This window comes from Amycolatopsis alba DSM 44262, from assembly GCF_000384215.1.
Lineage (GTDB): Bacteria > Actinomycetota > Actinomycetes > Mycobacteriales > Pseudonocardiaceae > Amycolatopsis > Amycolatopsis alba.
This window is the reverse complement of the sequence record NZ_KB913032.1, coordinates 5014216-5034108: the sequence shown is the minus strand read 5'-3', so window position 1 is coordinate 5034108 and position 19893 is coordinate 5014216. Positions and strand designations below refer to the sequence as shown.

General features: G+C 64.1%; 17 protein-coding genes and 2 rRNA genes. 5 read left to right on the top strand and 14 right to left on the bottom strand.

Annotated elements, in window-relative coordinates:
- The first annotated feature begins 98 nt into the window (after nucleotides 1-98).
- Entirely contained in the window at nucleotides 99-1010 is a 912-nt protein-coding gene (locus AMYAL_RS0124170; RefSeq protein WP_020633837.1) for a hypothetical protein, read from the top strand.
- Between the two features lie 5 nt (nucleotides 1011-1015).
- Here the strand turns inward: AMYAL_RS0124170 and AMYAL_RS0124165 are convergent, their stop codons facing one another.
- From AMYAL_RS0124165 to AMYAL_RS0124140, 6 genes are all read right to left on the bottom strand, one after another.
- Nucleotides 1016-1195, bottom strand: a complete 180-nt coding sequence (locus AMYAL_RS0124165; protein WP_020633836.1) for a hypothetical protein — start codon at nucleotides 1193-1195, stop codon at nucleotides 1016-1018.
- Nucleotides 1192-2061: a class I SAM-dependent methyltransferase gene (locus AMYAL_RS0124160; RefSeq protein ID WP_026467397.1), complete on the bottom strand. Its 870-nt coding sequence runs from the start codon at nucleotides 2059-2061 to the stop codon at nucleotides 1192-1194. Before AMYAL_RS0124160 ends, AMYAL_RS0124165 begins: the two co-directional genes overlap by 4 nt.
- A 103-nt stretch (nucleotides 2062-2164) precedes the next feature.
- Complete coding sequence (locus AMYAL_RS0124155; RefSeq protein WP_020633834.1) at nucleotides 2165-2422, bottom strand: hypothetical protein; 258 nt, start codon at nucleotides 2420-2422, stop codon at nucleotides 2165-2167.
- On the bottom strand, nucleotides 2419-2802 hold the full coding sequence (locus AMYAL_RS0124150; protein WP_020633833.1) for a WhiB family transcriptional regulator: 384 nt from the start codon (nucleotides 2800-2802) through the stop codon (nucleotides 2419-2421). The genes AMYAL_RS0124155 and AMYAL_RS0124150 overlap by 4 nt, the downstream gene beginning before the upstream one ends.
- Nucleotides 2803-2970: 168 nt before the next feature.
- Complete coding sequence (locus AMYAL_RS0124145) at nucleotides 2971-3237, bottom strand: hypothetical protein (RefSeq protein ID WP_020633832.1); 267 nt, start codon at nucleotides 3235-3237, stop codon at nucleotides 2971-2973.
- A 216-nt stretch (nucleotides 3238-3453) separates the two neighbouring features.
- The gene (locus AMYAL_RS0124140) at nucleotides 3454-5541 is read right to left on the bottom strand and encodes an ATP-dependent DNA helicase UvrD2 (RefSeq protein WP_026467396.1); all 2088 of its coding nucleotides are present in this window, start codon (nucleotides 5539-5541) and stop codon (nucleotides 3454-3456) included.
- Between the two features lie 63 nt (nucleotides 5542-5604).
- On the opposite strand from AMYAL_RS0124140, the gene AMYAL_RS0124135 reads away from it, so the two are divergent.
- Both AMYAL_RS0124135 and AMYAL_RS0124130 read left to right on the top strand, forming a co-directional pair.
- Nucleotides 5605-6333, top strand: coding sequence for a DUF4191 domain-containing protein (locus tag AMYAL_RS0124135; protein WP_020633830.1), 729 nt, complete (start codon nucleotides 5605-5607; stop codon nucleotides 6331-6333).
- Nucleotides 6334-6637: 304 nt separating this feature from the next.
- A complete protein-coding gene (locus AMYAL_RS0124130; RefSeq protein WP_245193017.1) occupies nucleotides 6638-7393 on the top strand; it encodes a hypothetical protein in 756 nt (251 codons plus the stop codon).
- A gap of 67 nt (nucleotides 7394-7460) precedes the next feature.
- On the opposite strand, the gene AMYAL_RS0124125 is transcribed toward AMYAL_RS0124130, so the two are convergent.
- On the bottom strand, nucleotides 7461-7946 hold the full coding sequence (locus AMYAL_RS0124125) for an RDD family protein (RefSeq protein WP_245193015.1): 486 nt from the start codon (nucleotides 7944-7946) through the stop codon (nucleotides 7461-7463).
- A gap of 172 nt (nucleotides 7947-8118) precedes the next feature.
- Here AMYAL_RS0124125 and glnA point away from each other — a divergent pair, with 172 nt between their 5' ends.
- Entirely contained in the window at nucleotides 8119-9543 is a 1425-nt protein-coding gene (gene glnA / locus AMYAL_RS0124120) for a type I glutamate--ammonia ligase (RefSeq protein ID WP_026467394.1), read from the top strand.
- Between the two features lie 88 nt (nucleotides 9544-9631).
- On the opposite strand, the gene AMYAL_RS0124115 is transcribed toward glnA, so the two are convergent.
- The 5 genes from AMYAL_RS0124115 to AMYAL_RS0124095 form a co-directional block, all read right to left on the bottom strand.
- Nucleotides 9632-10066, bottom strand: coding sequence for an acyl-CoA thioesterase (locus AMYAL_RS0124115; RefSeq protein ID WP_020633826.1), 435 nt, complete (start codon nucleotides 10064-10066; stop codon nucleotides 9632-9634).
- Between the two features lie 130 nt (nucleotides 10067-10196).
- Nucleotides 10197-13169: a bifunctional [glutamine synthetase] adenylyltransferase/[glutamine synthetase]-adenylyl-L-tyrosine phosphorylase gene (locus AMYAL_RS0124110; RefSeq protein ID WP_020633825.1), complete on the bottom strand. Its 2973-nt coding sequence runs from the start codon at nucleotides 13167-13169 to the stop codon at nucleotides 10197-10199.
- A gap of 108 nt (nucleotides 13170-13277) precedes the next feature.
- A complete protein-coding gene (locus AMYAL_RS0124105) occupies nucleotides 13278-14396 on the bottom strand; it encodes an inorganic phosphate transporter (RefSeq protein WP_020633824.1) in 1119 nt (372 codons plus the stop codon).
- Nucleotides 14397-14502: 106 nt separating this feature from the next.
- Complete coding sequence (locus AMYAL_RS0124100; RefSeq protein ID WP_026467392.1) at nucleotides 14503-15258, bottom strand: type 1 glutamine amidotransferase; 756 nt, start codon at nucleotides 15256-15258, stop codon at nucleotides 14503-14505.
- Nucleotides 15259-15345: 87 nt separating this feature from the next.
- Nucleotides 15346-15792, bottom strand: a complete 447-nt coding sequence (locus AMYAL_RS0124095) for a rhodanese-like domain-containing protein (RefSeq protein ID WP_020633822.1) — start codon at nucleotides 15790-15792, stop codon at nucleotides 15346-15348.
- Nucleotides 15793-15899: 107 nt separating this feature from the next.
- Between AMYAL_RS0124095 and AMYAL_RS0124090 the strand changes: the two genes are divergently transcribed.
- Complete coding sequence (locus AMYAL_RS0124090; RefSeq protein WP_020633821.1) at nucleotides 15900-16346, top strand: Lrp/AsnC family transcriptional regulator; 447 nt, start codon at nucleotides 15900-15902, stop codon at nucleotides 16344-16346.
- 125 nt (nucleotides 16347-16471) lie between these two features.
- Here the strand turns inward: AMYAL_RS0124090 and rrf are convergent.
- Both rrf and AMYAL_RS0124080 read right to left on the bottom strand, forming a co-directional pair.
- A 5S ribosomal RNA gene (rrf, locus tag AMYAL_RS0124085) occupies nucleotides 16472-16588 on the bottom strand.
- Between the two features lie 84 nt (nucleotides 16589-16672).
- Nucleotides 16673-19809: ribosomal RNA gene (locus tag AMYAL_RS0124080) — 23S ribosomal RNA — on the bottom strand.
- Nucleotides 19810-19893 lie beyond the last annotated feature (84 nt).

Below are 19893 nucleotides of genomic sequence, written 5' to 3'. Positions count from 1 at the left end.
CGTCCGGGCGAGTTGTCCACAACCTCGCGAAAGTGGTTCCACCCGGACGGCCCAACGGTCATCCTCGATTCATGGCCACTACACGAAGCGCCCGGCTTGTGGCGCTCAGTAACACCAGCGAATCCGGGATCGTCACCAACCGAGAGCTGCGGAAGGCGGGCGTCACCGCGCGTTACGCCGCGAAGCTCTGCGGTCCGGGCGGTCCTTGGCGAAGGCTGATGCCGGGTGTGATCCTTTTGCGCGACTCCGCGCCCACCCGGCTTCAGCTGCTACAAGCCGCTGTCGCACGGTTCGGGCCGGAGGTGGTGGTGACAGGTGCGGACGCGCTTCGCGCGCGTGGCGTCGACTGCCCGGTGACGCGGGAGGTCCACCTCCTGGTCCCTGACTATCGACGCGCCCCGGCGGAGCCCGGCATGTTGCCCCGAAGAACCACGCGGATGCCGCCGCCGACCTTGATCGACGGTGTCCCGTTCGCCCCGCCTGCCCGTGCGGCGCTGGACCTGGCCAGGTTGGAGCTCGATCCCGCGCGGATCGACGAGCTGATCTCGCTACCGCTGTACTGGGGTCTGTGCACGCTCGAAGAACTCACGGACGAGCTCGATTCCGGTAACCGGCGAGGCTCCGCGGCGGTCCGTGCTGCTCTGCGACGCGTCGATCCCGAAGAGAGCTACGCACACGGGCTGGCGAAGAAGGTCCTCAGCGGCTGTCCGCTGCCCTCACCGTCGTGGAACACGACGATCTGCGACCGGCGAGGGCATCCCATCGGCGCTGCCGACGCCTGGTGGGACGACATCGGCTTGGCGTGGCAATTCCGCGCTCCGAAACGCGGCATCGCGGATTTTCACCCGCTGGCGCTCACCGCGACCGGCACGGTGCTGGTCCGCTGCACCATCGACCAGCTGAAGAAGGTCCCGTTGGAAGTCGCGGCCGAGCTCGTCAGGGCGTTCGCCGAAGCAGCACGGACGCCGCGACCGAAGGTCCGCACGATCGGCCGGATCGATGCCGCCTGAGGGACTCACCAGTACTCGTCCGGCAGCTTTCCCTCGATGTCGCGGGTGTGGCGGCGGGCGCAGGCAGGGCACATCCAGCGCACGACATTCTTCTCACGAGTGGAAACCCAGGCGAGTGTCTGCGCGGGCTCCTCGTCCGCGCCGCGGATCCGACCGCACAGCGAGCAGCCGGCCTTGTCGCTCACGGCCGCCGGCCGCAGTGGATCGTCTTCGCCCCTTGCAAGAACAGGTCCTTGCGTGCGCCGAGGAAGGCCGAGCTCGCCGGATCCACCAAGGCGGCCGCGGTCTCGTGGTCGTCGCTGCTCAGGAGGTCTCCTGCCACCTCGGCCAGCCAGGTCACCCGCTCGATGATGAACTCGCGCAGCAGCTCCGGCCCAGGCGCCGGGTGATGGACGAGCGCCCCGAAGGAGCTGACTTCGGTCAGGCCGGCTCGTTGGAGCGCGATGTTCCAGCCGTAGGGCATGGAGACCGAACCCGGAATACCTGCCCGTATCTCGGCGAACCACTCTCCTCGCGCGGCGAGCAGCCTCTCCTCGAGCCCAGGCCTGCCGATGCCGAGGTCCCAGGGGAGACAGTTGAAGTCCAGGCCGCCCTCGGAGATGGCGACCAGCCCGCCGGGGCGGGCGAGACGGGCAAGGGTATCGACAGCCGCCTGCTGATCGGGCAGGTGATGGACCACTCGTGAAGCCCAGACCAGGTCGGCGGGAGGGAGTTTGGCAGGCAACCCGTCGTCGGCCACGTCGGCATGGATCGTCTCGACAGTGGCGTTGTCCCCTGCGGCCGCGCTGACCACACGGTGCGCTTCGGCCAGCAGGTGCTCGGTCGCGTCGACAAGCACGATCCTGGCGCCGACGGAGGCGAGTTCCTCGGCGAAAAGCACACTCATCCCGCCTGCACCACAGCCGACGTCAAGGATGGTCGGCCCGTCCGGCATGCCATCCAGCAGCCGCCGGGCAGCCGCCCGCATCGGCTCGGCGTCGAGAGCTTCTGCCATGCGAAGCGATCGAAGCCGGTCAGCCCAGTCGATGTCGTCATGCGTGTGTACGGCCATTCCCCCAGTGAACACCACGCCAAGCCGCACCACGCCCCAAAGGGGAGCGGGGGACCTTTGCTATCGCGCGGCGATAGCAAAGGTCCCCCGCTCCCCCGAGTGGTCAGGCCTGAAGGCGCTCGGCGCGCCGGGTCGCCCAGCGGGCGACCTTGGTCCACCTGCGCGCGGCCCGTGGACCGCTCCGAGCCCGCTGTGCGCGGACTCCTTCCTCGAGGTCTCGTATTCGGGCCCTGGACAGTTCTTCATAAAGCAACATTTCGCTGGTCTCCTCGACCTTGATCTCGTTCAACTTGGTCGGCGTGACGGTTCGGTAGCCCGTCCGCGCCTCGAAATCCCTGGTGGTGATGAGTTCGACGGTCATGCCGCAGCGCTCCGCTCGACCTTGCGCGCGACGGGACGCGCCTCGGTGACGGGCTCGACGACAGGGTTCTTCCGGGGGCGGCCACGGGGCCGCTTCCGCGCGACGACAACGCCACGCTCGAAGATTTCGCCACCCCAGACACCCCACGGCTCACGCCGTGAAAGGGCGCCCGCGAGGCAGGCGGAACGGACCGGGCAGTCCGCGCAGAACGCCTTCGCTCGCTCGAGCTCTGCCGGCGACTCGGCGAACCAAAGGTCCGCGTCACCCGAACGGCAGGGAAGCATCGACTCAGGCGAGTCGATGGCGTCGAGCAGGTCGATGACGCCGGCGTCGGCGAAAGGCAGGGCCTCCCCCGGCGCGAAAGCTATGGCCGATGACATAAGTGCACTCCTCTGTCCCGTAACGGATTTCGTACTGACGGTGGAACTGGACAACGCTGAACCCCAATTAGGTTGTGCAGCCAACTTGTTTGTGCAGCAAAAAACACGAAGGCCGCGGATCCGGTAACCCGGTTCCGCGGCCTTCGTGAGCCTCTGGTCCTGACTAGGTCAGGAACTTCGCTCCCGTATGGACAACGGAACACGGAACTGCTTGATAACCGGCAGATCGACGCCGCCATTCACGTACGCCCCACCCAAGGCGGCGGCGTGCGTGAAGGTCTCGTCGGCGGCGATCCAGCTCAGGTCAAACCGCTGGGTGCCGCGGGCGGCGAGGATGCTCACGGGCATGAAGGTGCCCTGGCGCTGAGCCTGCGGGACTTCCGCGACGCAGGACAGACGGGTGCCAGGGTTCGTGAGCATCATCTTGATCGTCATTTCACCGGCACCACCTTTCTCTGTCGCACGCGAACCGCCCTGCGGTCTACGCTGTGTTGTAGATGTTCTTCCCCAGTCCGGGCGCTCCCGCCCGGGTACCTGCAGGTTATTGCCCTTGGCCGCGCCGGGGCAACTTATTTTCCAGAAAATCCGTCGAAGTTGCGAAGATCGGCTCTGAGCAGCAGGTTCGCCGCGTGGATCATGCCCGGAACGCGGTCAAGACTCCACGGAAGCCCGCACGACATCGAGAACCTCTGCCCCGAAGCGTTCCAGCTTCGTCGCGCCGATCCCGGAGATGGCACATAACGCTGTGTCATCGGTCGGCCGCTGCTCGGCGATGGCGACCAGAGTCGCGTCGGTGAAGACGACGAAAGCGGGCACCTTCAACTCACGCGAGCGTTCCCCTCGCCAGGACTTCAGCTTCTCGAGCAACTGCTCATCCACATTGGACGGGCAACGGGAGCAGCGCCCCAGCTTGATGTCCAGGGTCTCCAGCAACGGCCCTCCACACAATCGGCACCGCGCCTTGTTACCGGACTGCTTCGGCTGCTGCGCTCGCGCGACCCTCGCCGCCGGGTGGTCCTCGGGGATCAGACCGTAGAGGAAACGGCTGCGTCGCCGATTGCGTCGATTTCCCGACGTCCTGGCCAAGGCCCACGACAGCGAGAGGTGCTCTCGTGCTCGGGTGACGCCGACGTAGAACAGGCGCCGCTCTTCTTCGATGGCCGAGTCGTCACCGTCGGCGTGGAGGATCGGCATGGTCCCCTCGGCGAGCCCGACAAGGAACACGGCGTCCCATTCGAGCCCCTTCGCCGCGTGGAGCGAGGCCAAGGTGATGCCTTCCACTGTCGGCGGATGCTGCGCGGTCGCCCGCTGTTCGAGCTCCGCCACGAACCGGGGCAGATCCACGTCGTCGACGGTGGAAGCCAGCTCCTCGGCTAGCTCGACGATCGACAGAAGCGCGTCCCACCGCTCTTTCGCCGCGCCTCCGGCAGGAGGCTGGTCCGTGAGTCCTACCTTCGCGAGTACGGAGCGAACCCGTGTCACCAGCTCGCCGGTGTCGGCGTCGGTCGACGCCATTCGCAACGCGGACATCGCCTGCCTGACCTCGGTCCTGGCGAAGAACCGCTCGCCACCGCGGACCAGGTACGGGATGCCCACCTCCGCCAGTGCTTGCTCATAGGCTTCCGACTGGGCATTGACGCGGTAGAGCACAGCGATCTCGCTGGCCGCGACTCCGCCGTCGAGCAGGTCACGGATCCTGCGCGCGACAGCGGCGGCCTCAGCGGTCTCGTCGTCATACTCGGCGAAACGCGGGACAGGTCCTGAAGGACGTTGACCGACGAGTTTCAGCCTCGACCCGGCTGGACGGCCACGTGCGGCCCCGATCACCTGATTGGCGAGAGCCACGACCTCCGGAGTCGAGCGGTAATCCCGCTCGAGCCGCACGACCGTCGCCTCGGGGAACCTCCGCGTGAACTCCAGCAGCGGCCGGGGCGAGGCGCCACCGAACGAATAGATGGTCTGGTTCGCGTCGCCGACGACGGTCAAGTCGTCGCGGCCGCCGAGCCACGCGTCGAGCAGCCGTTGTTGCAGCGGAGTGACGTCCTGATACTCGTCGACGACGAAGCAGCGGTAGCGCTCGCGAAACTCCTGGGCCACCACCGTGTGCTCCTCGAGGACGGCGGTGGTGTGCAGGAGCAGGTCGTCGAAATCGAGGACTTGCGCGGTGTTCTTGACCTTCTCGTAGTTGCGGTAGACCTCCGCGACCTGCGACGCGGGAGCGGGTGTGTCCCGCTGAGTACGCGCGGCGACGGCCGGGTAGTCGTCCGGCGATACCAAAGAGGCCTTGCTCCACTCGATCTCGCTGGCGAGGTCACGCAGGAGTTCCGTCTCAGTGCCGAGACCTGCCTTGTTGGCGGCTTGGCTGACGTAACGGAACTTGTTCTCAAGCAGGTCCCAAGGCCGGTCCCCGACTACCTGGGGCCAGAAATACCGAAGCTGGCGGCGAGCGGCCGCGTGGAAGGTGAGCGCCTGAGCGGCGTCGACACCCAGCCCCCGAAGGCGTGCGCGCATCTCGCCCGCCGCACGGGTCGTGAAGGTGACCGCGAGGACCTGACCAGCAGATACATGCCCGGAACGGACCAGGTGAGCGATGCGATGCGTGATCGTCCGGGTCTTGCCAGTCCCCGCTCCCGCGAGGACGCAGACCGGCCCCCTCGGCGCGCAGGCGGCAGCGCGTTGCTCGGGATCGAGCCCATCGAGCAGGCCTGGACGACTCTTCGGGGACGATGCGCTAACCACGCCCCGATCCTCGCAGAGGGCCCGACGGGATCGACGCAGGGCACGCGGCCGTATCCTGGTCACATGGCGGGAAAGCAGGACAAGGAAGCAGCGAAGCTGGCCAAGAAGGAGAAGCGTGCTGCGAGCAAGGCTCGCCGCGGGCAGATCTTCGAGGCCTTCAAGATGCAGCGCAAGGAAGACAAGGCGCTCATCCCCTGGATGGCCGGATCGCTCCTGGTCATCACCGGTGTCGTGTTCGGCATCGGGTTCATCTTCGACGTCCACTGGGTCGTGCTGCCGCTGGGCATCCTGCTCGGCGCACTCGCCGCTGTGATCATCTTCGGCAGGCGGGTCCAGAAGACCGTGTACTCGAAGGCCGACGGGCAGCCGGGCGCCGCTGCCTGGGCGCTCGAGAACATGCGAGGCCGCTGGAAGGTGACGCCGACCGTTGCGGCCACGACCCAGCTCGACGCCGTGCACCGGGTGCTCGGTGGTCCGGGTGTCGTGCTCGTCGCCGAGGGCGCGCCGCACCGCGTGAAGTCCCTGCTCGCGCAGGAGAAGAAGCGTGTGTCCCGCTTGATCGGTGAGACCCCGATCTACAACGTGATCATCGGGAACGAAGACCAGCAGGTGCCGCTTAAAAAGCTGCAGGGCTACCTCATGAAGCTCCCTCGCAACCTGAAGCCCGCGCAGGTCGACGCTCTGGAAGCGAAGCTCGCCGCCCTCGGCAACCGCGGAGCCGCGATGCCCAAGGGCCCGATGCCTGCCGGCGCGAAGATGCGCAACGTCCAGCGCACCATCCGTCGCCGCTGACCAAAAGAGAATCAGGGGTCCTTTGCTATCGCCGCGCGGCGATAGCAAAGGACCCCTGATTCGTCTGCGAGCAAAAACTGTCGGTGGGTGGTCGCATGATCACTGTGTGGACGGAACCTCAGGCGCCTTGCAGAGGGCGCTGGCAGCGATGTTCCCGGACGGCGTGGCCGCTCGGGCGGAACTTGTCGCCCTGGGGCACTCCCATTCCTGGATCTCCCGCCGTTGCCGTGAAGGCGGCCCGTGGCGACGCCCGATTCCCGGCGTCATCCTCCTGACCAGCGCCACGCCGACCAGGCGTCAACTCATGAAGGTCGCGCTGACCCACGCGGGCCAGGAAGCGATGCTCACCGGAGTCCAGGCAGCCAGGCTCTACGGAGTCCGAAACCTTCCACCGGAAAGACGGGCCCACGCCTTGATCCCCCACCGGAGCAAGGTCGCCACCTGGGGATTCGCCGTCGTCGAACGAACGATCCACCTGCCGGAGCCTGTAGAGATCGACGGGATTCCGGTAGCTCCACTCGCCAGGGCTCTGATCGACGCGGCTCGGCGCATGGACGAACTCCAGGCCGTCAAAGCAATGATTCACGACGCGGTCCATCGCGGGCTCTGCACTCCAGAGGAACTTCGTGACGAGTTGGCGCAGGCCAGCACGATCGGCTCGGCACTCCCCCGGATCGTCGTCGATGCCCTCCAGGATGGCGTCGACTCCGCCGTGGACCAATGGCTGGAGACCATGCTTGAGCGCAGCGGCTTGCCAAGGCCAACCCGAGGGGCTGAGCTACGGACCTCGGACGGAGAGGTCATCGGAGTCGCCGACGCCTGGTGGCCGAAGGTCGGCGTCGCCATCCAGATCCGCTACGACGAAGTAGCTCTCGAACCGGACAAGCCCTCCGAGATGTCCGCGCTGGTCGCCGGCGGCCTCATCGTCATCCAGGTGAGTCCGGCGCGACTACGTGATGAGCCGCTGGTAGTGATCCAGGAGCTGCGAGCGGCTCACCGTCGTGCTCGGCAACGACCGCCTCCGGATCTCGGCAGCGCGCCTGCGACACCGGCCGCCTGACCGCCGCCGGCAATAGGGCCGCCGCCGCCCTCAGCGGAAGCAAAGGTCCCTTGCTTCCCTCTCGGGGTCATCGCATACGGATGACGACGGTCCCGGTCAGCCGGTCGAGCCAGCTTCGGCCGTCGATGTTGCGGATCGCGGCCGGAATGACCACGAAGGTCAGTGCCGCCCGCACGACTGCACGCCACACTCCGACCATTTGCGAGCCGTCGAGCCTGGCTACACGAACTCCGACCACCGCCATGCCAGGGGTGAACCCGAAGAAGGCAGCGGGGATGGCGGTGATTGCCGCCCAGACGCCCACTGACCAGAGGTTGAACGTCTGCATGACGGCCGGATCCTGAAGGCTGGGCGTCACGAAGAGTGTGGTGACAAGCGAGGCGAGTACCAAATCGATGATCAGCCCGAGGAGACGTGCCCCACCGCCCGCCACCGAGCCGACACCCGATTGGGGCAAGCCGAGTCGCTCACCGCGCCACCGCTGCGTACCCTCGCCACCGGCCGTCGTTCCATCCCCGGCTCCGGGTAGCCATTCTCCGGTCCATCTCGCCACCCATCCAGGGTATGCCGGTGGCGCGGGACACATTCGCCCTGGTCGGCTACCCGATATCGCCGCCCCGTTAACACCGGCGAAACATACGGGTGACGGTCGGGCAACACCGCGCTCTTAGCGTGAGCCGAAGAGAGTACTGCCGCCGGCAACGAACGAGAAGGAGTCACCGAGGGTGCCCACTACTCCAGACGACATTCAGCGCCTTATCGCCGACGAGAACGTAGAGGTCGTTGACGTCAGGTTCTGCGACCTGCCCGGCGTTATGCAGCACTTCACCGTTCCGGCGAAGGCGTTCAACGAAGAAGCCTACGAAGAAGGCCTGGCCTTCGACGGCTCCTCGGTGCGTGGTTTCCAGTCGATCCACGAATCCGACATGCTGCTCCTCCCGGACCCCGAGACTGCGCGCATCGACCCGTTCCGCAAGGCGAAGACGCTCTCGCTGAACTTCTTCGTGCACGACCCGTTCACCCGCGAGGCGTACAGCCGTGACCCGCGCAACATCGCGCGCAAGGCCGAGCAGTACATCGCCGAGTACGGCGTCGCGGACAACGTGTTCTTCGGCCCGGAGGCCGAGTTCTACATCTTCGACTCGATCCGGTTCGATTCCGCCGAGCACGCCTCGTTCCACGAGATCGACTCCGTCGAAGGCTGGTGGAACACCGGTGCCGACGTGCCGGGCGGCAACCAGGGTTACAAGACGAAGTTCAAGGGCGGCTACTTCCCGGTGCCGCCGGTTGACCACTTCGCCGACCTTCGTGACGAGATCGTCCGTAAGCTGCAGGGCTCCGGTTTCGAGATCGAGCGCGCGCACCACGAGGTGGGCACCGCCGGTCAGACCGAGATCAACTACAAGTACAACACGCTGCTGCACGCTGCTGACGACCTGCAGCTGTTCAAGTACATCGTGAAGAACACCGTGTTCGCCGCCGGCAAGACCGCGACCTTCATGCCGAAGCCGCTCGCCGGGGACAACGGCTCGGGCATGCACTGCCACCAGTCGCTGTGGAAGGACGGCACGCCGCTGTTCCACGACGAGTCGGGTTACGCCGGCTTGTCCGACACCGCCCGTCACTACATCGGCGGTCTGCTCAAGCACGCGCCGAGCCTGCTGGCCTTCACCAACCCGACCGTCAACTCGTACCACCGGCTCGTGCCGGGCTTCGAGGCCCCGGTCAGCCTGGTGTACTCGCAGCGGAACCGGTCGGCTTGTGTCCGTATCCCCATCACGGGCAACAACCCGAAGGCCAAGCGCGCCGAGTTCCGGTGCCCGGACTCGTCCGGCAACCCGTACCTGGCGTTCTCGGCGATGATGATGGCGGGCCTCGACGGCATCAAGAACAAGATCGAGCCGCCGGAACCCATCGACAAGGACCTCTACGAGCTCCCGCCGGAGGAGGCCCAGAACGTCAAGCTCGTTCCTGGCGACCTCGGCGCGGTTCTCGACACGTTGGAGGCCGACCACGACTACCTGCTCGAAGGTGGCGTGTTCACCCCCGATGTGATCGACACGTGGATCTCCTACAAGCGTGAGAACGAGATCGACCCGCTGCGGCTGCGCCCGCACCCGTACGAGTTCTCGCTCTACTACGACGTGTGATCGTGCGGTAACAACACCGAGAGCACGCCGGTGGTGAGGTGCGGAATCGCCCTCACCACCGGCGTTTCTTTATGGCATGGGACGGCGGCTACTCCGAAGTGGAGAGAACCTTGAGATCGACGCCGGCTCGCTCGATACGGCCGCGGGGATCGTCCACCAGCTTGCGCCGCTCGAGGTCCATCAGCCCCAAGGTGCATGTGATTTCCGCGGACAAGGTGCCATCGACTTTGTAGATGTTCGAGTCCATGTGGAACGTCTTGCCGGTACCGAACTTGGCGTCACAGGTCACGTCGACGACATCTCCGGCCCGGAGCTCGCGCCTGAACACGATGTGGGACTCAAGCAGCACAAAAGCAAGATTCGCGTCTCGCATGCCCGAGTTGAGGCCACCGGCGAGCTCCATCAGCTCGAGTCTGGAGACCTCGCCGTACGAGTGGTAAACAGCGTGGTTCAGATGGCCAAGAGTGTCCAGCTCGTAGTGCCGCACCTTGATCCGGGTGCGAAATGGTTCGCGCACAGTCACCGGTCCACTGTAAGCGCCGCTCTCCGGCTGCGACGCCGAGTGTGAGCAAGGGACCTTTGCTGTCGTCTCATCCACACCCGCGGCAAGCGATAGCAAAGGTCCCTTGCTCTCCTCTTGCAGGTCAGAGGGGTCAGCCCTGGTAGAAGAGGGTCTCCACGACCGCATGAGCACGTCGCGTCGTCCGCCGGTAGGCATCGAGGAACTCGCCTGGATCGTCATCGGCCGAGTAGCCGAGCACCCGCGCGACCGCTGCAAGATCTCGCCCGGAGCTGGGGATCTCGTCGACTGCCTTGCCCCGGACCAACATCCCGGCATTCCGGACACGCGTCGCCAGTAGCCACGCCTCGCTCAGGGATTCGATCTCGGCAGGCTCGGCGAGCCCCGCCTCCGCGGCGGCCTTCAGCGCATCGATCGTCGAGGTGGTCCGCAGCCCGGCAACTTCATGTCCGTGACGCAGTTGCATGAGCTGCACAGTCCACTCCACGTCGGCGAGCCCTCCGCGCCCGAGCTTCGTGTGCCGTGTCGGGTCAGCGCCCTTGGGCATGCGTTCCGTCTCCACCCGCGCCTTGATTCGCCTGATCTCACGCACTCGAACCGCGTCAAGACCCGCCTGCGGGTAGCGAATGGGGTCGATCATCTCGATGAATCGCGCACCGAGGTCGTCGTCACCGGCGATGAACCGCGCCCGGAGCAGTGCCTGCGATTCCCAGACCTCTGCCCACCGCCCGTAGTAGCTGCGGTAGGACTCAAGGGTCCGCACCAGCGGACCGCTCCGCCCCTCCGGACGGAGATCGGCGTCGACGACCAACGCCGGGTCGGGGCTCGGCGCCCCGAGGATCTTGCGCACCATCTCGGCGACAGAGGAAGCGAACTTCGCTGCTTCGGAGTCCGACACACCTTCGGCCGGCTCGCATACGAAGAGAACGTCCGCATCGGACCCGTAGCCGAGTTCGGCCCCGCCCAGACGCCCCATGCCGATGACGGCGATCCTCGCGGGCGTCTGGCCGAGCTCTGCCTGACGCTGGCGAAAAGCAGCGGCCAAGGCACCTTGCAACACGGCGACCCAGACACTCGACAACGCTTCGCAGACCGCAGGTACGTCAAGCAACCCCAATAAGTCTGCTGATGCGATCCGCAGCATCTCGTGCCGTCGGAGCGATCTCGCGGCCGTGACCGCGGCGTTCAAACCCGGCTGACGTCGCACCGCGGCTCGCAGCGAAGTGGCCACTTCTGCCGGGGTGCGACCAGCCAAGCGCGCTGGATCACTGAGCAGCTGCAGGACTTCCGGTGCCCTCGCCAGCAGGTCGGGCACCAGCCGCGACGTGCCCAGCAAGAAGGCGAGCCGTTCGACAACAGCACCCTCGTCACGAAGGACTCTGAGGTACCAGGGCGTTTCCTCGAGCGCTTCCGAGACCTTCCGGTAGGACAGAAGCCCGCGGTCAGGGTCCGGGGTGTCAGCGAGAAGGTCCAGCAAGACCGGCAGCAGGGCCTGCTGGATGGCCGCCCGACGTGACATTCCCGCGGTCAGCGCCTTGATGTGCTGAAGGGCTCCGTCCGGCGCGGCATAGCCGAGCGCGGCGAGACGGCTCTCTGCCTGTTTCGTAGTCAGCCGCAGCGCCTCGGTCGGCACGTTCGCGACCGATTGCAGCAGGGGCCGGTAGAAGAGTTTCTCGTGAAGACGTCGGATGCTCTGCAGGTGGCGGCGGAACTCCGCCAGCAGCACATCCCCTTCGCTCTTGCCCCGAGCGGGACGCACCCCGCTCGCCCTCGCGATCGTTCGCAGCTCGCTGGCGTCCGAAGCGGCAGGGAACAGGTGTGTACGCCGAAGCCGGCGAAGCTGGAGCCGATGCTCGATCGTCCGGAGGAACTCGTATGACGATCCGAGCTCCGCAGCGTCTTTTCGGCCGACGTACCCGCCTTCACCCAGCGCGGCGAGTGCGTCCATCGTGGACGGAGAACGCAGCTCCGCGTCGATCCGACCATGGACCAGCTGCAGCAATTGCACGGCGAACTCGACGTCGCGAAGGCCGCCACGTCCCAGCTTCAGCTCGCGCTCGGCGTGTGCTGACGGCACATGGCCTTCGACCCGCCGACGCATCTTCTGCACCTCAGGGACGAAATTCTCCCGATCGGCCGCCGCCCACACCTTCGGTGCGACCATCTCCGCGTACTGACGCCCGAGTTCGACGTCGCCTGCGACCGGCCGTGCTTTGAGCAGAGCCTGGAACTCCCAGGTCTTGGCCCACTTCTGGTAGTAGGCGGCATGTCCGTCGAGTGTGCGGACCAAAGCGCCCGCTTTGCCCTCTGGGCGCAACGCCGCATCGACCTCGAAGCAGGCCTTGCCGACCACGCGCATCATCGTGCTGGCAAGCCGCGTCGAGACCGACAGATCCCCGTCACCGACGAAGATGACATCCACGTCGCTCACGTAGTTCAGCTCGCGACCACCGCATTTACCCATCGCGATCACGGCCAGCCTGCCCTCGACATCAGCGCCCACCTCGGCTTCCGCGACCAGAAGCCCCACTGTCAGAGCGGCCTCGGCCAACGTGGTGAGCTGAGCTCCGATCTCGGCATAAGGCGGCTGGCGAAGGCCGGGCTCGACGAGGTGGCCAAGGTCGGCCGCTGCGATTCCGAGGATCAGCTCGCGGTACCCGGCACGAAGAGCCTGCTCCGCTTCGAGCCCTGTGAGCAGGTCTCCTTCCGACCGCAAATGGTCGAGGAGACGGGTCACATACTGATCCGGATCAGTGCTCTTGTCGCCTTGGAGAGTCTTCCAGCAGTCGGTGTTCGCGACCAGGAAGTCCGCGAGCGCACTCGACGTGCCCAAGACGCCCAGCATCCGGCCGCGGAAGGTCCGATTGGTGCGGAGCGCCTGGTCGAGCTCATTCCAGGCGGCCGGGTCGACTTCCCTGATTCGGTCGAGCCCGCTCAGGGCGAGATCGGGATCCGCCGCACGGGAAAGTGCTGACAACACGTCGGCGACGGTGCTGTCCGGGCCGGACTCGGTCCACCAACCGGCAGCACGCAGCTGCCCGTCGGCACGGGGGTCGGTGAAGCCGTATCTCGCCACGGAAGCGGTCGGCCTGGAGCGCTCAACCATCGGCCTCCACCGTAGTCGCACTCCCTCCTGTCACCAGACGGACGCGCAAGGGAGCAAGGGACCTTTGCTATCACCGGGCAGAGGTGATACCAAAGGTCCCTTGCTTCGCTAGGCGGCGATCCTGCCGACTTCCTGTTCAGGAACGGTCGGAGTGGGGCCGGTGAAGCTGCCGGCGTTGACGGGGCTGCGCCGCGAAAGCAGGTAGATACCGATGCCGACGGCCAGGCCCGCGACGCCGACGGCGATAGTGCCCACCGTGCCCGTCGAGGTCACGAGGCCAGCTGCGGCACCAACGATGGCCGCTGCCGGAAGCGTGAACAGCCAGGCGATCACCATGCGGCCGGCTGTGCGCCAGCGGACCGGGGACTCGTTTCTGCCCACGCCGGAGCCGACGATGCCGCCAGAGCAGACATGGGTCGTGGAGAGAGGAAAGCCGAAACTCGTCGAAGCCAAGATCACCGCCGCCGAACTGGTCTGCGCGGCGAAGCCCTGCGGACCATCGATGTCCGTCAGGCCCTTACCCAGTGTGTAGGTGATTCGCCAGCCGCCGAGGTACGTGCCGAGCGCCAGCGCCAACGCCGCACTGACGATCACCCACAGCGGCGGACCGGCCCCGGCGGGGAGGGTTCCGGCGGTGATCATCGTCAGTGTGATGACGCCCATGGTCTTCTGAGCGTCGTTCGTGCCATGGGCGAGCGACACCAGGGAAGCCGAGATGATCTGTCCGACTCGGAAGCCGGCCGTCCGGCCGCGACGGACGAAGATCCGGTAGACGAAGTACGTCACGATCATCGCGGCGAGACCCGCCAGGACCGGCGACAGAGCAGCGGGGACCAGCACCTTCTCGATGATCTTTCCGAAATGGACGGAGTCCGTTCCGGCCGACACCCAGGTGGCGCCGATCAGGCCGCCGAACAACGCGTGGGATGAGCTGGAAGGCAGTCCGATGAACCACGTGACCAGGTTCCATACGATCGCCCCGACCAGGCCGCCGAACACGATCGCCGGTCCGATCTTGGTGTCATCGACCAGTCCATTCGAGATGGTCTTGGCCACTTCGACCGACAGGAAGGCTCCGACCAGGTTCAGGACCGCGGAGATCGTCACCGCGACCTTGGGACGTAACGCTCCGGTGGCGATCGACGTCGCCATCGAGTTGGCCGTGTCATGGAAACCGTTTGTGAAATCGAAAACTAGGGCCGTGACGACGACGAGCACGACCAACACTGAGGGCTCCACCCCGACCTCCGAACCCTTTCGAAACTCCCTTCGCAAGGTACCTGACAGCCAGACAGGAGTGTTAACAACCCATACGTATTTGAGACATAAGTTGTTAAGCCATCGGCAATGTACGTTGACGTTCCGCAGCCGGAGCGAGGTCACCGGACACCAGTCGGACGAAGCGGTGCGCGAACGGCCGCCAGGTTTCGGTGATATCGGCATGCACCCGAACGAGGTTTTCCAGGGTCAGTACGTCCGGCCGGGTGAGTTCCGCCATTTCCGGCGACTGCCTTGCCCAGTCCAGGACCAGATCCGGTGTCGTCTCGATATGGAACTGGACACCGTAGGCACAACGGTCGAATCGAAAGGCTTGGTAGGCATACCGCGGGGAGGAAGCAAGAAGCTCGGCGCCGGCGGGCAGCCGGGTGATCGCGTCGTTGTGGAACTGCAGGACGTCCTGCATGAGGGGCAGGTCCGCGAACAGCGGATCGGTCCAGGCGGCGTCCTTCTTGGACACAAGCCCTGGGCCGACCTCGGGACCTTGATCGCCGGCGACGACAGTGCCGCCCAACGCCACCGCCAGGAGTTGACCGCCGAGGCAGATCGCGAGCGTCGGGATGCGCGCGCCCGCAGCCTTCGCAAGAAGCTTCCGGACGTCCGAGAGCCACGGATGAGCGGAGTCGTCGTTGGCACCCATCTCTCCGCCAAGACATACAACGCCCGCGTACCCATCAAGATCGACGGGGAGACTCTGACCGGGCGGCAACCTGATGTCGAGCTCAGCTCCTGCCTCGGTGAGCCAGTCGCCGAGAGGGCCGATCGGATCTGATTCATCTGGCTGGATGACGAGCAGTTTGGGAGCGGTCACCACCCCAGCCTACGACCGCCAAGAGATCAGGGGACCTTTGCTATCGCTCGGGGCGGCGCGATAGCAAAGGTCCCCTGATCTCGTTGGTCAGCAGGCGCAGCTTGGGGTGGGCGCGGAAGTGGACGTGAGGGCGTCCCGGTCAACGGGATAGCCTGCCGCCTGCCAGGCGGTGATGCCTCCTGACAGGCGTTTGACCTTGAAACCGAACTCCGCGAGCTTCAGGGCTCCCTTCGTCGCGGCATTGCAGTGGATGCTCTCGCAATAGCAGACATAGACGAGGTCACGGTCGAGCCGACTGACCGACTCGGGCGTCATGTCTCGGTACGGGAGATTGATCGCACCGGGGATGCGAGCCGACGCGAAGGCTTCGGGAGCGCGGGTCTCGACGATCACGTAGTCCTGCCAGGCTCCGGAGGTGAGGTCTTGGACAAGGTCATCGGGATCCACGTCGAGAGCGAGTTCGGCACGCAGGACCGCGGCCGCGGTCGCGCTGTCCAAGGCCGGAAACGTCAGTACGCGGGATTCGGTCGTCATGCCTCAATCCTCCCGATCAGTGATCGTCCACAACATCGGAGAATCCAGGTCCCGCCGACGGCTAGCCTGGAGATTCCTGGCAGGCACGACGATCGACCTGGAGTTCAGTGAACCTCGATGCTCTCGACTGGCAGCTGCTCGAACTGCTCCAGTCTGACGGCCGACTGACTTTCTCGGAGCTCGGCCGACGAGTATCGCTGTCGGCACCCGCGGTGACCGAGCGGATCCGGCGCCTTGAGGAGAAGGGGATCATCACCGGCTACTCGGCCAGCGTCGACTTGAAGAAGCTCGGGCTCCCGATCGAAGCGATGGTCCGGGCGAAGGTGCGCAGTCTCGACACCGCTCGCTTTCGTGAAGCCATCCTCGTACTGCCCCAGGTGCTCGACGCTGATCACGTCACGGGAGACGAGTGCTGGCTAGTGCGGGTTGCCTGCCGGAACACCGCGGAGTTGGAGGAGCTCGTAGAGCGGATGCAGCGTTATGGGGAGACGACGACCTCGCTGGTCTTCTCCTCGCCGGTCCGCCGACGCACAGTCGGCCGGCGGAGCGACTGAGCGATGCCTCGGTGACAGCAAGGGACCTTTGCTATCACCGAGCGGGTTTGGGTATGAAAAAAGGTCTGGGACCTGGGAAAACCTCTAGGGTTCTCGACCAGGTCCCAGACCTTGTTTCAATGTTAGTCCGGCGGTGTCCTACTCTCCCACAACCCTTCGGTTGCAGTACCATCGGCGCTGTCAGGCTTAGCTTCCGGGTTCGGAATGGGACCGGGCGTTTCCCTGACGCTATAACCACCGAAACACTGTGAAACAACCACTTCCACCAATACAAATTGGTGGTTGTGTGGTGTTTCAGAGCTGTAGAGTGGATGCGTAACATCTTTGTGGGCAAGTCCTCGGCCTATTAGTACCAGTCAACTCGACAACACATTACTGTGCTTCCATTTCTGGCCTATCAACCCAATGGTCTGTTGGGGGCCTTAACCCACATGGGGTGGGATACCTCATCTTGGAACAGGCTTCCCGCTTAGATGCCTTCAGCGGTTATCCCTTCCGAACGTGGCCAACCAGCCATGCCACTGGCGTGACAACTGGCATACCAGAGGTTCGTCCGTCCCGGTCCTCTCGTACTAGGGACAGCCTTCCTCAAGTATCCTACGCGCGCGGCGGATAGGGACCGAACTGTCTCACGACGTTCTAAACCCAGCTCGCGTGCCGCTTTAATGGGCGAACAGCCCAACCCTTGGGACCTACTCCGGCCCCAGGATGCGACGAGCCGACATCGAGGTGCCAAACCATGCCGTCGATATGGACTCTTGGGCAAGATCAGCCTGTTATCCCCGGGGTACCTTTTATCCGTTGAGCGACACCCCTTCCACCAGGTGGTGCCGGATCACTAGTCCCGACTTTCGTCCCTGCTCGACATGTCTGTCTCACAGTCAAGCTCCCTTGTGCACTTGCACTCAACACCTGATTGCCAACCAGGCTGAGGGAACCTTTGGGCGCCTCCGTTACTCTTTAGGAGGCAACCGCCCCAGTTAAACTACCCATCAGGCACTGTCCCTGAACCAGATCATGGTCCGAGGTTCAGATTCCCAATCCGACCAGAGTGGTATTTCAACAACGACTCCACCAACACTAGCGTGCCAGCTTCACAGTCTCCCACCTATCCTACACAAGCCGAACCGAAAACCAATACCAAACTATAGTAAAGGTCCCGGGGTCTTTCCGTCCTGCCGCGCGTAACGAGCATCTTTACTCGTAGTGCAATTTCGCCGGGCCTGTGGTTGAGACAGCCGGAAAGTCGTTACGCCATTCGTGCAGGTCGGAACTTACCCGACAAGGAATTTCGCTACCTTAGGATGGTTATAGTTACCACCGCCGTTTACTGGCGCTTAAATTCTCAGCTTCACCCCGAAGGGTTAACCGGTCCTCTTAACGTTCCAGCACCGGGCAGGCGTCAGTCCATATACATCGTCTTGCGACTTCGCATGGACCTGTGTTTTTAGTAAACAGTCGCTTTCCGCTGGTCTCTGCGGCCACCCACCCCTAGCCCGCGAAGGGCTTCAGAGTGTTTGGCCCCCCTTCTCCCGAAGTTACGGGGGCATTTTGCCGAGTTCCTTAACCACAGTTCACCCGATCGCCTTAGTATTCTCTACCTGACCACCTGTGTTGGTTTGGGGTACGGGCCGTGCACGCACTCGCTAGAGGCTTTTCTCGGCAGCATAGGATCACTCTACTTCACCTCAATCGGCTACGCATCACGTCTCAGCCTTAATGAATGGCGGATTTGCCTACCATTCGGCCTACACGCTTACACCAGTACTACCACTCACTGGCGGAGCTACCTTCCTGCGTCACCCCATCACTCGACTACTACGGAATCAGATCCCACGCTCCACACTCGCGCATTCACCCGAAGGCTTCAACACGAGGCTTTGGGTGGTTAGTATCAACCGCCTCATCCTGGGCGCACGTGCTCGGGTACGGGAATATCAACCCGTTATCCATCGACTACGCCTGTCGGCCTCGCCTTAGGTCCCGACTTACCCTGGGCGGATTAGCCTGGCCCAGGAACCCTTGGTCATCCGGCGGCAGAGTTTCTCACTCTGCATTCGCTACTCATGCCTGCATTCTCACTCCCGCACCCTCCACGACTGGCTTCCGCCGCCGCTTCCCTGGATGCAGGACGCTCCCCTACCCATCCACACGACTGGACACTCCCTCAAGGGAAGCATCGATCTGTATGTGTGAATGACACAGCTTCGGCGGTGTGCTTAAGCCCCGCTACATTGTCGGCGCAGGACCACTTGACCAGTGAGCTATTACGCACTCTTTCAAGGGTGGCTGCTTCTAAGCCAACCTCCTGGTTGTCTGGGCAATCCCACATCCTTTCCCACTGAGCACACACTTAGGGGCCTTAGCTGGTGTTCTGGGCTGTTTCCCTCTCGACGACGAAGCTTATCCCCCGCCGTCTCACTGCCACACTCTCACACCACGGTATTCGGAGTTTGGTTGATTTCGGTAACCCGGTAAGGCCCCTAGACCATCCAGTAGCTCTACCCCCGCGGTGAAACATGTGACGCTGCACCTAAATGCATTTCGGGGAGAACCAGCTATCACGGAGTTTGATTGGCCTTTCACCCCTACCCACAGCTCATCCCCTCAGTTTTCAACCTAAGTGGGTTCGGCCCTCCACGTCGTCTTACCGACGCTTCAGCCTGGCCATGGGTAGATCACTCCGCTTCGGGTCTAGACCACGCGACTATATTCGCCCTATTCAGACTCGCTTTCGCTACGGCTACCCCACACGGGTTAACCTCGCCACGCAGCACTAACTCGCAGGCTCATTCTTCAAAAGGCACGCCATCACCTCAACATCACAAGGATGTGCTCGGGCTCTGACGGCTTGTAGGCACACGGTTTCAGGTACTCTTTCACTCCCCTCCCGGGGTACTTTTCATCTTTCCCTCACGGTACTAGTCCGCTATCGGTCTTCAGGAAGTATTTAGGCTTACCGGGTGGTCCCGGCAGATTCACAGCAAATTCCACGAGCTCGCTGCTACTCGGGAACACCAGACAAACAATCCACAACGTGTTTTCGCGTACGGGACTCTCACCCACTCCGGTCGCCCATCCCAAGGCGTTCCACTAACACGCGCAATCATTCCGAGGACTGTCAGATCCTCGACGCTGGGTCCCACAACACCACACACACAACGCCTGACAGCTTGACATGTGCATGGTTTAGCCTCTTCCGCTTTCGCTCGCCACTACTCACGGAATCACGGTTGTTTTCTCTTCCTACGGGTACTGAGATGTTTCACTTCCCCGCGTTCCCTCCACACACCCTATATATTCAGATGCGGGTAACACCACATAACTGGTGCTGGGTTTCCCCATTCGGAAATCCTCGGATCACAGCTCGGTTGACAGCTCCCCGAGGCATATCGCAGCCTCCCACGTCCTTCATCGGCTCCTGAAGCCAAGACATCCACCATGTGCCCTTAATAACTTGACCACAAAGATGCTCGCATCCACTCTACAGTTCTCAAACACCACACCAGAAACAAACAACCAGGGTGTGAACCCCTCGGCGTGTTGC